The organism is Paenibacillus sp. GCM10027626 (genome assembly GCF_042676285.1).
Taxonomy (GTDB): Bacteria; Bacillota; Bacilli; order Paenibacillales; family Paenibacillaceae; genus Paenibacillus_Z.
In genome coordinates, this window is record NZ_JBHTHC010000002.1 from 345,895 (window position 1) to 358,536 (window position 12,642).

Annotated in this window: 12 protein-coding genes; 11 read left to right on the forward strand and 1 reads right to left on the reverse strand. The window is 51.4% G+C overall.

Features of this window, described 5'->3' with window-relative positions; genetic code table 11:
* The first annotated feature begins 44 nt into the window (after positions 1–44).
* The 5 genes from miaB to ACFQ0N_RS05455 all read left to right on the forward strand — a co-directional run bounded on the left by miaB (position 45) and on the right by ACFQ0N_RS05455 (position 5,217).
* A complete protein-coding gene (gene miaB, locus ACFQ0N_RS05435) occupies positions 45–1,640 on the forward strand; it encodes a tRNA (N6-isopentenyl adenosine(37)-C2)-methylthiotransferase MiaB (RefSeq protein ID WP_379323613.1) in 1,596 nt (531 codons plus the stop codon).
* A 22-nt stretch (positions 1,641–1,662) separates the two neighbouring features.
* On the forward strand, positions 1,663–2,136 hold the full coding sequence (locus ACFQ0N_RS05440; RefSeq protein ID WP_379323615.1) for a YlbF/YmcA family competence regulator: 474 nt from the start codon (positions 1,663–1,665) through the stop codon (positions 2,134–2,136).
* A 111-nt stretch (positions 2,137–2,247) separates the two neighbouring features.
* Complete coding sequence (locus tag ACFQ0N_RS05445; RefSeq protein ID WP_379323617.1) at positions 2,248–2,802, forward strand: helix-turn-helix domain-containing protein; 555 nt, start codon at positions 2,248–2,250, stop codon at positions 2,800–2,802.
* Positions 2,803–2,964: 162 nt separating this feature from the next.
* Positions 2,965–4,005: an L-threonine 3-dehydrogenase gene (tdh, locus tag ACFQ0N_RS05450; protein WP_379323619.1), complete on the forward strand. Its 1,041-nt coding sequence runs from the start codon at positions 2,965–2,967 to the stop codon at positions 4,003–4,005.
* A 33-nt stretch (positions 4,006–4,038) separates the two neighbouring features.
* Positions 4,039–5,217 carry a glycine C-acetyltransferase gene (locus ACFQ0N_RS05455; RefSeq protein WP_379324277.1) on the forward strand — a complete coding sequence of 393 codons (1,179 nt, stop codon included), beginning with the start codon at positions 4,039–4,041 and terminating at the stop codon, positions 5,215–5,217.
* 115 nt (positions 5,218–5,332) lie between these two features.
* Here the strand turns inward: ACFQ0N_RS05455 and ACFQ0N_RS05460 are convergent, their stop codons facing one another.
* Positions 5,333–6,664 (reverse strand): MFS transporter, encoded by a 1,332-nt coding sequence (locus tag ACFQ0N_RS05460; RefSeq protein WP_379323621.1) that lies wholly within the window; start codon positions 6,662–6,664, stop codon positions 5,333–5,335.
* Between the two features lie 59 nt (positions 6,665–6,723).
* Between ACFQ0N_RS05460 and lepB the strand changes: the two genes are divergently transcribed.
* From lepB to ACFQ0N_RS05490, 6 genes are all read left to right on the forward strand, one after another.
* The gene (gene lepB, locus ACFQ0N_RS05465; RefSeq protein WP_379323623.1) at positions 6,724–7,305 is read left to right on the forward strand and encodes a signal peptidase I; all 582 of its coding nucleotides are present in this window, start codon (positions 6,724–6,726) and stop codon (positions 7,303–7,305) included.
* Between the two features lie 70 nt (positions 7,306–7,375).
* A complete protein-coding gene (locus ACFQ0N_RS05470; protein ID WP_379323625.1) occupies positions 7,376–7,762 on the forward strand; it encodes a DUF3889 domain-containing protein in 387 nt (128 codons plus the stop codon).
* Complete coding sequence (locus ACFQ0N_RS05475; protein ID WP_379323627.1) at positions 7,759–8,070, forward strand: heavy metal-binding domain-containing protein; 312 nt, start codon at positions 7,759–7,761, stop codon at positions 8,068–8,070. The genes ACFQ0N_RS05470 and ACFQ0N_RS05475 overlap by 4 nt, the downstream gene beginning before the upstream one ends.
* A 241-nt stretch (positions 8,071–8,311) precedes the next feature.
* A complete protein-coding gene (locus ACFQ0N_RS05480) occupies positions 8,312–10,723 on the forward strand; it encodes a DUF7408 domain-containing protein (RefSeq protein ID WP_379323629.1) in 2,412 nt (803 codons plus the stop codon).
* 53 nt (positions 10,724–10,776) lie between these two features.
* Complete coding sequence (locus ACFQ0N_RS05485) at positions 10,777–11,709, forward strand: ABC transporter ATP-binding protein (RefSeq protein ID WP_379324279.1); 933 nt, start codon at positions 10,777–10,779, stop codon at positions 11,707–11,709.
* The gene (locus ACFQ0N_RS05490; RefSeq protein ID WP_379323631.1) at positions 11,706–12,611 is read left to right on the forward strand and encodes an ABC transporter permease; all 906 of its coding nucleotides are present in this window, start codon (positions 11,706–11,708) and stop codon (positions 12,609–12,611) included. Before ACFQ0N_RS05485 ends, ACFQ0N_RS05490 begins: the two co-directional genes overlap by 4 nt.
* Positions 12,612–12,642 lie beyond the last annotated feature (31 nt).

Here is a 12,642-nt window from a genome sequence, read left to right on the forward strand (position 1 = left end):
ATGTGAAATTGAATGCTATGCCAGAAGGAAGTGAAACTTAAGTCATGGAAAAGGGGAACAACAGCTCACCGGACTTAAAATCCGACAAGAGCGGCAAAGACTATTCCAAATATTTTGATTTCTCCGGCGCAAAGGTGCTGAAGGAAGCGGATGGCTCGATTACTTATCGGATCAAGGGCCGAGACATTACCGTCAATTCGGCTCCGAGCTACAAAGCAGAGAAACGCCGGGGCAAGGAAGATGTGCAAGTACACTATGAGTCTGCCATACCAGATGAAATGAAGACATTTGGCGCAGGCAAATATTATTTGATTTATACATTTGGCTGTCAGATGAATGAGCATGATACTGAAGTTATCAAAGGATTGCTTGAGCAAATGGGCTATCAAGCTACCGAGGACCGCAAGCAGGCAGACCTTATTTTACTGAACACATGCGCGATTCGGGAAAATGCGGAAGATAAAGTTTTCGGCGAGCTGGGGCATCTCAAAGCGCTGAAAACGGAAAAGCCGGATCTTATTCTCGGTGTATGCGGCTGCATGTCGCAGGAGGAATCCGTCGTCGGACGAATTTTGCAAAAGCATGCTTTCGTGGACATTATTTTCGGCACGCACAATATCCATCGGTTGCCGCAATTGCTGCAAAACGCCATGTTCAGCAAGGAAATGGTCGTTGAGGTTTGGTCCAAGGAAGGCGACATCATTGAGAATCTGCCGAAAAAGCGGGAAGGCATGCGGGCATGGGTCAACATTATGTATGGCTGTGACAAGTTCTGTACGTACTGTATCGTGCCTTACACCCGGGGCAAGGAACGGAGCCGCCGTCCAGAGGATGTCATTGCCGAAGTGCGCGAATTGGCCCGCCAAGGGTTTAAAGAAATTACGCTGCTGGGACAGAATGTCAATGCGTATGGCAAGGACTTCGAGGATCGCGAGTACCGCTTTGGCGATTTGATGGAGGATATCCGCAAAATCGATATTCCGCGCATCCGTTTTACAACCAGCCATCCCCGCGATTTCGACGATCACTTGATCGAAGTGCTGGCTAAGCACGGCAACCTCGTCGAGCATATTCATCTGCCCGTTCAATCCGGCAGTACGGAAGTATTGAAGCGGATGAGCCGCAAATATACGCGCGAGAAATTTTTGGAACTTGTAGGCAAAATTAAAGCGGCAATTCCTGATGTCATCCTGACGACCGATATTATCGTAGGCTTCCCGGGCGAGACGGACGAGCAATTCGAGGAGACGATGTCGCTTGTGAAGGAAGTCGGCTTTGACTCCGCGTATACGTTCATCTATTCGCCGCGCGAAGGCACTCCTGCCGCTGTAATGGAAGACAATATTCCAGCTGAGGTGAAGAAGGAGCGGCTGCAGCGCCTGAACGAGCTTATGTCGGAGCTCGCACGCAGCAGTAATGAGCAATTGCTGGGACAGACCGTTGAGGTGCTGGTTGAAGGCGAGAGCAAAAACAATGCCAATGTATTGTCGGGCCGGACGCGGACGAACAAGCTTGTTCATTTTGAGGGGCCGAAGGAATGGATCGGCGAATTTGTTCACGTCAAAGTGACTGAACCTCAAACTTGGTACATTAAAGCAGAACCGGTAAGCGGGCCTACGAAGCGCGAAGCGGTTTCCTAGAAAGCAAGGAGAGGGAATAGAGATGGCAAATGAACAAACAGCAGCACATAGCCACGACCATGAAGGAGGCTGCTCGGTACCTTCCTTCCGTAATGAAGATTTCATTGTGCGCAAGGATATAATGGCGAAGACGAAAGAACTGGCCGAAATGCTTTTTACTTCTGAAGAGGTTCAAATGTTTCGCCGCTCAGAGCAGCAAATTCAAGACAATGAGCGCGTTCAAGATCTGATTGCCCGGATCAAGAAGAAGCAAAAAGAAATCGTTGCTTTCGAAACTACCTTCAAAAACCCCGAAATGGTGGCGAAAATTGAAAAGGAAATCGATGCACTGCAGGATGAGCTGGATGAGATTCCAATCATTGGGCAATTCCAGCAAAGCCAGGTAGACGTTAATTACTTGCTGCAGACCGTGGTCGCGATCATTCGCGATACTGTCGCAGACAAGATTACGATGGAAGATGTGGAAATCGAAGAGCCGGAGAACTGCAGCGAATAGTCCGGTTAAGCGAAAAAGAATGATCGCAGTCACTACGCTCGCCGTAGAGCTGTGATCATTTTTTTTCAAAATATAGTAGAAACTTGTGCCGCAATAAGGGGGACAATCCTGATGGACAAAATTCCGATTAAAGTCGGGAAAAACTTGAAGATGCTGCGTAAATCGCGCGATTTGAGCCTCGATCGGCTCGCAGAGCTGACGGGCGTCAGCAAAGCGATGCTTGCGCAGGTGGAACGGGGCGATTCCAATCCGACAATTACACTGCTGTGGAAAATTGCCAACGGCCTGCGAATTTCCGTCACGGAGCTGATTGCCGAGGAAACGGCAGAGGTTACCGTTGTGCGCGCAGCTGATATTGAACCGATTGATTCGGAGGAAGGCCTGTACAAATCTTATCCGCTATTTCCTTTTGATGCGAAAACGCATTTCGAAGTGTATACAGTCGAGATGAAGCCGGGCTGTCAGCACACTTCTGATCCGCATCACGATGGGGTTGAAGAATATGTGATCGTAACGGAAGGCAGCATCAGGCTGCAAATCGGCGATGAAACATATAGAGCGGGTACGAGGGACGCGATCCGTTTTCCGGCTGATCAAGGCCATACTTATTATAATGACGATGATTGTATCGCTCGTCTCCAAGTCATTATTTTGTACCCTTTTTAAAAGATGAACAAGTAAAAAACGAAGGAATGCCCGCATATGGATAGGTAACTCCATATTGCGGGCTATTTGTGCTGCAAACGAAAAAAATTTAACATCTGATATAGACAATATAACGCACGTGGGTGTAATATAGTGTACAACAGTGGTGAGGGGGAGAACGCAATGGGGGACACGATGATGGGGCTTGTCAAGGAGAAGCCGGGCCCGGGAGCTGTTTTGAAGCGCGTGCCAATTCCGGAATGCGCTGCGGATGAAGTATTGATTCGTGTAAAGGCGACATCGATTTGCGGGACGGATATTCATATTTATCAGTGGGATGAATGGGCGGAGCGAACCGTGCTGACGCCAAATGTGTTCGGTCACGAATTTGCCGGCATCGTAGAAGCTGTAGGCAGTGAAGTGAGAGGAATTGCGCCTGGCGATCACGTCTCGGCTGAAGGTCACATTGCTTGCGGAGTATGTAAAGCCTGCCGCACAGGCAAGGCTCATGTGTGCCCGCATACACGCAGCTTTGGCATTAATGCTCCAGGCTGCTTTGCGGAATATGCGGTGACGAAAGCGGTTAATGTAATCGCTAACCGGCAGGATTTGCCTTTTGAGCTGGCCTGCCTGCAAGACCCGTTAGGCAATGCTGTGCAGTCCGTCTTGGCAGGAGATATAGTTGGCAAATCAGTTGCTGTCATTGGCGCCGGCCCGATTGGGCTTATGGCTGTTCAAGTGGCCAAGGCATGCGGAGCAGGGACGATCTTTGCAGTGGATGTGAACCCGCTGCGGCTGCAGCTGGCAGAGCGAATGGGGGCCGATGAGGTCATTGATGCCGGACAATGCTCGGCATCGCAGCGGCTGCGCGAATGCACGGGCGGGGATGGGGTAGATGTTGTACTCGAAATGTCCGGCAATGCGAAGGCGATTGTCGACGGCTTTGATGCCGCGGCCAGCGGCGGGCGTGTATCGCTGCTCGGCATTCCGGCCTCGGAAGTCTCACTTGATTTATCGCGCCAAATCATTTTCAAAGGCCTGCGTGTGGAAGGAGTTACTGGCAGAAGAATGTATGAAACCTGGTACCAGATGAAAGGCCTGCTGGAGCAGCGCCGTATCGATTTGACGCCGCTTGTCACACATACCTTTACACTTGATCGCTATGAAGAAGCCTTTGCATTAATGCGTGCAGGGCAATGCGGCAAGATCGTATTTATTCATTAAACATTTATACGGAAAGGGTGCTGAGCAGTGGGGATTCAAACATGGGAGACGATCCAGACAGAGCTTGAGCAGCTGAGAACAGAAGGCAGATACCGGGAGCTGGCCGTATGGAGCAGCGGCTCTGACACATGGATGGATTTGGGCGAACGCAAAATTTTGCAGATGTCCTCCAACAATTATTTAGGATTTACGAATCATCCCGCATTGAAGAATGCAGCGATTGAGGCAATTGAAAAGTACGGAGTAGGCAGCGGTTCCGTGCGCACGATAACGGGCACGCTCGACATCCATGATCAGCTGGAGCGGGAATTGGCCCATTTTAAAGGAACGGAAGCAGCGCTCGTCTTTCAATCCGGCTTTACCGCTAATCAAGGAGCGCTTGCAGCTTTACTTGGCCCGGACGATGTGGTCATTAGCGATGAGCTCAATCACGCCAGCATCATCGACGGTATTCGTTTGACTAAAGCGACGCGCCGTATTTATGGCCATAGTGATATGAATGAGCTGGAGGAGGTGCTGAAGGCGGCAGGCACGTTCAAGCAGCGGGTTATTGTGACGGACGGCGTATTCAGTATGGACGGCGATATTGCCAAACTGCCGGAAATCGTCGAGCTCGCCGAAAAGTATGACGCCATCGTCTATGTCGACGATGCGCATGCAAGCGGTGTACTCGGTTATTGCGGCAAAGGCTCGACAGATCACTTCGGCCTTCATGGCCGCGTTCATGTCCAAATCGGCACGCTGTCAAAAGCAATCGGAGCGGTTGGCGGTTATGTGGCAGGAGCCGAAGTGTTAAAAAAGCTCATGATTCACAAGGCGCGCCCGTTTTTGTTCAGCACCTCGCATGCGCCGTCTGTTGCAGCTACTTGTCTCGCCGCGGTAAGGCTGCTGCGGGAAAATCCGCAACTGCCTGAGCAGGTAAGAGCAAATGCCGACCGTTTCCGTGCAGCGCTGCAGCGGCTTGGCTTTGATACAGGAGCGAGCGAGACGCCGATTATTCCGATCATTACGGGAGATCCGGCGCGTACGATGGCATTTTCCGACCGTTTGCTGGAGGAAGGCATCTATGCGCAAGGAATCGTTTATCCGACAGTCGCGATGGATAAGGGAAGGGTAAGATTGATCGTGACGGCCTGCCACACCGAACAGGATCTAGACTTCGCGCTGCAAGCGCTCGAAAAGGTCGGGAAGCAATTTTCGTTGGTGCGATAGGGCGGGATGAGCGCAGTGGAGCGGCTCAAAAAAAGGATGAAGTGGAACTTAGGTTCTGATTCATCCTTTTTGAGTTCATCCGCATCGGCTCGAGCCGGGCCTAAGCGGCCGAGCGCTAAAGCGATGGTTCGCCAGATCGTCTCCACCAAAGCGTGAGCACCAAGGCTATTACAGCAAAGCAACCGCCGAGCCAGAAGCCGCCCTTTAGGCCAAATTGTTCATTGATAAAGCCGGCTAGAAACGGCCCGGCGAACATGCCGGCTGAATAGACGGCCTGGTAAAATCCCATCGCTGTAGCCCGTTTTGCCGGTTCAAAGGGCTGAATGGCCAGTCCCAGCAGCAGCGGAAAATGCAGACCCTGTGCCAGCCCGTTGAGCGCTTGGGTCAGAGCGAGCATGCCGAGCGAATCGGAGAAAGGTATCGCCACAGTAAATAATGCGCTAAAGGCAAAGCCGACCGTAATGACATTCCAAATTCCGAAGCGCGGCGCAAGATAGCGGCCGCTCCATAAGGCGACGAAGGCGTGCGGCACCATAAAGGCAATGACGATTAGTGTAAGCTCCTCTTTGCTGGCGCCAAGCGTGGTCGCTTGGAGCGGGGTAAAGCCGAACATCGTAATGAATAGGACGCTGTGGGCCAGAATCGACAAAGTGGAGACCTGCAGCAGCGTTCGCTTGCGCATGACTTCTCCAAGCAATTTGAGCGAGATGGGCTCGCGCGCTACGCCTCCCTTTGGTTCCTTGACCGCAAAGGCGAGAATTAGGCCGAGCACTCCAATGGCGATGCCGGTTATAAAGGCGGCATTCCAGCCGCGCGCGCCTGCCAGCCAGCCGCTCAAAGTCATGCCGATCAATTGTCCGGCAACGGTCATAAAGCTGATATTGCTCATTGCTCGCGCTGTCTGGGCGGAGGTGAAATAGGCTGCATACAGCACAGTGAAGGCTACCCAGGTGGAAGCGCTAATGCCGGATATAATTCGTCCGGCCAGCGGCCACATCCACGATCCGGGGATGGTGAACAGCAGACAGCTGATTGCTCCGCTCAGCATGCCTAGTATTAGAAATGGCTTGCGGCGTTGCAAAGTATCGGACAGCAGACCGAGCGGAAACCGGATAATTAATTGTGTCAAGCCATAGCTGCCAAGGACGATGCCGATCACCATCTCTGAGTGGCCGCTTTCACTCATAAATGGAGGCAAAATCGGCACGTAGACATATAAGGTGGACCAATATAAAATAGTAACAGTAATAAAAAGTAAATGATCCAGACGCCCTGTTGCAATCAACGGCTGCTCTGGCACGCTAGAAGGTTGTTCTTGCAGCAGAAATCGCTCCTTTACATTCTTAATTTCACCGTTGTCAGCTACTAACTTTAGCGCAATCATTGGCAGCAGGCAATCATTTTTTTGCATGATCAAGGCGATTTGGAGAAACTTTCTGCTGCGCATATTCGTATTAAACATAAGAAATAGATTAAAAAGCCCATGGAGAGGAGATATCGCTGCAAATGTTACATAATAACAACAATCAAAAGGAAGAAGAAACCTCTTTATCACCAGTCCAGAAGAAGAAAAAGAACTGGGTTCGCGAGCTCCGCGAGTGGACGGTATCGTTTGCAATTGCTATAGTTGTTGCGCTGCTGGTGCAAAATTACGCATTTGCGCAGACAGAGGTTCACAATGTGTCGATGCAGTCGACATTGTTTGAAGGAAACCGCTTAATCGAAGATAAGCTGTCTTACCGGTTTGGAGCGCCTAGCCGTGGCGATATTGTGATCATCAACGGGCCGGAGAGCGAGCTTAGATTGATCAAACGCATCATTGGTGTCGCCGGCGACGAGATTGATATGGCAGACGGCCGTGTCAAAGTAAACGGTCAATTCATTGACGAGCCTTATGCCAAAGGCCAAACCTTTCCGCGAGGACTTGAGCTGCCATATACTGTTCCGGAGGGAACTGTGTTTGTGATGGGCGATAACCGTGAAAATAGTCAGGACAGCAGAGACCTGGGACCAATTGCATTGTCGAGTGTTGAAGGCCGGGCTATATTCCGCTTGTGGCCGTTAAACAAGTTCGGCTCATTGAACTAGCAGGCCGAATAGCGTATTTTGCCAAGTGGTATACTACCGGTAATTTGGAAGATTACGGAGGTTGTATACGATGAAGGCAGTAAAATGGATGCTGTTGTTAGCTGTGTGGTGTTTTGCCTTTGGCGTGATGTCCGGCCCGGCCGGCGCGGCAGAGCCGGATTACGCCAAATGGGGCAGGGTAGCGATGCAGGAAACGGCAAAGCGCTATCGTATGGACATTGTCGATTATAAACATCTTGGCCGTCAGGCCGATAATTCCGGCCATGCGGTCGAATCTTTCAAGCTGATTTTAAAAAACGGACAGCGAAGTTTCGGTGTAACCGTGAATATTCGCTTTGAATTGCAAACCGAACAGATTTTGCAAATTCAATTTATTGAGGATCACCATTCCATTACGGGGATGAACCCACAGTTCCGATATCTACAGAATATAGTAAATAAAGGAGAATGCTTATGATTTTTACTACAACTCCGACCGTAGAAGGCAGACCTGTACAAGAGTATTATGGCGTCGTTACGGGGGAAGCGATTATGGGGGCAAACGTTGTCCGCGATCTGTTTGCCTCGATTACGGATATTGTCGGCGGCCGATCGGGAGCCTATGAGACAAAGCTTAAAGAGGCGAGAGACGTAGCGTTTCACGAAATGGGCGTGCAGGCATCGCGTCTGGGCGCGAATGCAATTGTCGGCATCGATATCGATTATGAGGTTGTACGCGACGGCATGCTTATGGTAGCAGTAAGCGGTACAGCTGTCCGAATATAATTTTCACAGGTAGAGAGCAGCACTTGCCGAGGGCGAATGCTGCTTATTTTTTCGATTTTATAGAATTTATAAGTTTTTACCTGATAAATTCTATAAAATTTCAAGGGGAAGAAACTGCTTCGAACAAGGACGGTCTCAGCCGTTTCTTCTCACCTGCGCAAACTTTTTCGATGCACAGTTCGTTTAGTAACTGATTGCTTGGAAGCGCTGAACTGTAGAATAAGAAAGAGGAGATAAAGGGATGCATTTGAGACGACGCGGATTGCTCGGCTTATTGTCTGTTGTACTCTTATTGCCATTGCTTTGGCATGGCAACTGGGCGAAGGCTGCCGAACGCGAACAGGGGATCGCAGTACAAAGTTCGATGGGGCATCAGGGCTGGATCAAGGAGGGGCGGTGGTATCCGCTCCGCTATACGTTAACGAATCAAACGGATGCCGATCTGCAGGGTCAATTAGTAGTTACTGTTGATACGTCATGGGGAGGCGGCACGGTCAATTATGGAGCCAAAGTGCAGCTCCCAAAGGGGACGCCGATTCAAACAGAGATAGGCTTGCCCGGCATCGTGCTGAACAAAAATAATTATACCGTTCATTTCTATACTGGAGAGAATGGCGAAGGCAAGGAAGTGCCGCTATTAGGAGGCTCCGGACTCGCCAGTCAACTGATCACAGGCAATATGATCGGGGTGATTGCCCGGGACGCCGACACGTTGAACTTTATGCCGACCTTGAATCAGCGGGGATACAATATCAATACGATCCCGATGACGGCTGACGATCTGCCGAAGGATGCTCTTATGCTGGATACGCTGGACATTTTAGTGCTTAATGACGTAGCGACGGATAGCTGGGAAGCGGAGAAGGTCGCCGCTATTACCGAATGGGTGAAAAAAGGAGGCTTGCTCATCCTGTCAGGGGGAGCAGGCTATGAAAAAACCGCATCTGCCTTTTCAGAGATTGCCCCTGTAGAAGCTGCCGGAACCCGCACAATCGCCACTGCAACTGCGCTGCAAAAGGCAGGAGGCAAGGACAAGCCGCTCAAGCTGGAGCAGCCGCTCACAGTGGCAGAGACAAAAGTAAAGGAAGGCAGCCAAATTATTATGCAGGAGGGGGATGTTCCTCTCGCTGCCAAACGGCAGCTCGGCAAAGGCACGGTCATCTTTGCGGCCTTCGATCCATCGCTTGAGCCGCTGGCCAGCTGGAACGGGAGCCCGAATCTTTGGGTGAAGCTGCTGCAGCAGAAGCTGCAAATTTTACAGCCCGGCTTCGGGTCGGGCAGAATGGGGGGCAACTCCTTCTGGGAGCTCCAATATATTGCGGATATGTTTCCCGGCATTACGACACCGAAGTTTTCCGTCTTGATGTTTGCTTTTGCCGCTTATTTGCTGCTTGTTGCGCCGCTGCTTTTTTTCTTGCTGAAACGTCTGGACCGCAGAGAGTGGGCATGGTGGATTATTCCGTCGGTTGCCGTAGTCAGCTCGATTGCCATCTTTTTTATCGGGGCGTCGGATAAAAGCGATACGATGGCCCATTCGATCCGTACCGTTGAATTAACCGGCGACGGTACGGGAATAGAGACGGGGGCCGCAGCTGTATTCGTGCCGACAGGCGGCTCGGTAACGATGGAATTTGATCAGCCGTATGCCTTAATGTCATACCGGGGAGAGAATGGCTTGCTCGGCTCCCGCGGCGTGAGCGAACAGGCGGCGAGCACGGTCTACCGCGGCGAGCGCGGCAGCAAGCTGGAATGGCGGGATGTCTCCTTCTGGTCCTCGCGCAAAACCTATCTGGACCGAACGGTCGTGCCGGAAGCCGGCGCGATCGTTACGACGATGCAAGGCGCCGGAGCGAATATGGAGATCGAGCTGACGAACAACACAGCGGCTGACTTGACGGAGGTTTATGTTTTATGGGAAGGAACGGCCCATCGGGTGGGAGACCTGGCGAAGGGCGGGCATGCCAAACTTGCACTTGCTGCGGGAAAACCGGTACCGGGCAATAGCTATTATGACTACGCCTCTCAGGTTTTCCCTTATGCTAGCGGCGGCCAGCGGGATGAGCATGAACGCGAACGCCGGCTGTTAAATGCCTATTTCAACGATAAATTGAGCAGCAGCATGCCGGCGAATATGAACACGCCGTTTGTAATCGGCTATTCGGCGGATAATGAGCCATGGTTTCATGTAAACGGCAAAAAGGTCAAAAGCGACCGGCTCACAATGTGGGTACAGCAAATTGCCGTCGGACTAGTCAAAGGCGACCAAATTTCGATCCCGGAAGGGATGGCTGTTCCCGTCCTGCAAACGACGACGATGAAAGAGAATGAAAGCCGTCCGGACGGCTGGCTGATGCTGTCGTTAGGGGAACTGGAGTTTGAATATACATTGCCGGACGTGCCGGGGGCCAAATATGACAAGCTGACGATCCGTGCGCAAAATTTCCCGGGCGGGCAGGAGCTTCGTCTCTTTATATGGAACGAACAGACGAGCAAATGGGATTGGCTTTCGGGCAATGGGCCAGAATGGCGGCTGAAGGCGGCTCCGTATGTATCCGGAGAGGATACGCTAAGAATGAAGTATGCAGTAACGGCAGATACAAGAATCGAAACGACTATGCCGCAAATTGCGCTTGAAGGGAAGGTGCGTCATTAATGGAGACTGAAGTAAAAGCCGGCTCAGTCGCTGCCGGCAGCGAGTCGCCGCCGATGATCGAGATTAAAGGGCTGACGAAATCATTTGGCGCCTTCCAGGCTTTAAAAGGGATTGATTTGACCATTGACCGCGGCTGTGTATTCGGCTTTGTCGGGCCGAACGGCGCAGGCAAATCAACGACGATGTCCATATTGGCTACGCTCGCTCTGCCGACCTCCGGCATCGCAAAGGTTGACGGCTATGATGTTACGAAGCATCCGAAGGAAGTGCGGAAAAGGATCGGCTATATGCCGGACTTTTTTGGCGTATACGATCAGTTCAAGACGACGGAGTATTTACATTTTTATGGCGCAAGCTACGGGCTTTCCAAAACGGAGCGGGAACAGCTGATTCCGCAGCTGCTGGAGCTCGTCAATTTGACCGATAAACAGGACGCTTACGTGGATACGTTGTCGCGGGGAATGAAGCAGCGGCTTTGTCTGGCGCGCTGTTTGGTGCATGATCCCGATCTGCTCATTTTGGATGAGCCGGCTTCAGGACTTGATCCCCGGGCGCGCATTGAGATGCGTGAAATATTGAAGGAATTGAAATCGATGGGTAAGACGATCATTATTTCCTCGCACATTTTGCCCGAGCTAGCGGAAATGGTCGATGAGATCGGGGTTATTGAGCATGGACAGCTGGTGGCCAAAGGAAATATTGCCGAAATCCAAAGCCGTTTGCGAGTAAAGCGGGTACTCTATATCCGTTTGCTGGACCGGATTGAGGAGGCGGAGGGCTATTTGCGCGAGCAGCCCTTTATCGGCCGTCTGATGCGCGATGAACAGGGAATTCATGTTCATTATGAAGGCCAGGACGAGGACCAGGCGGCATTGATCGGCAGGATGGTTGCTGCCGGCTATCGCATTGTGTCGTTCAGTGAAGCGCAGACCAACCTTGAAGATGTGTTTCTGGAAATTACGAAAGGAGGCGACGGATCGCAATGAGCCGTGCTTCAATGAACCATTCCGTCCGCTCATGGCGCAGCAAGCTGATTAATCCGGTTATCGGCAAGGAGTTTCGCCTGCGCATGCGTACGCCGCGCTCGATGTGGTCGCTTTTCTTTTACTTGCTGGCCATCGGCGTCTTTGCGTTCGGTTTTATTTATGTGACGACAGTGCTATCCTCGCAAAACAGTGCCGTCTTTGACCCGAACCGGAGTCAGATTATGTTCTACTTTATTACAGCTGTTCAATTAGGGCTGGTTGCCTTTATGGCTCCGGGGCTGACTGCTGGCGTCATTAGCGGCGAGCGGGAGAAGCAAACCTTGAATTTGCTGCTCACTACGCAGCAGAGCTCTACGACGATCATTGTAAGCAAGCTTGTTGCTTCACTCAGCTTCATGCTGCTGCTCGTTGCAGCTACGCTGCCGGTCTATAGCGTTGTGTTTTTGTACGGAGGAATTTCGCCACGAGAGATGCTGCTTGTATTTTTGTTTTTTATCTTTTTGATGATTGTGCTGGGCTCGCTCGGCATCATGTTCTCAACCTTATTCAAGCGTACGATGGTTTCGGTCATCGTCACATATGGCGTTACGCTGTTTATATTTGCCGGCACTGGGTTTCTTTACTTGATTATGGAGCAAATTATGGCGGGGATTTCCCGCAACAGTGCCAGCGGCGCGCTTGATTACGGCTGGGTTGGCCATTTTGCCGCCTTCAATCCGGTTGCGGCGTTAGTCAGCATTTTTGAACCGGACGTTACTTCGCGGGTGTTTCATGTCAGCGGCGGGCAGTATCACTGGCCGCTCTGGACAGAGTTTGTGATCATTTATTTGGTGCTGTCGCTGGGGGCGATTATGACCGCGATCCGCTATATCCGCCCCAATTACCGGCGCAAAGCGGATTAAGCCGGCAATAAACCAAGGAGAAGGAGAAGGG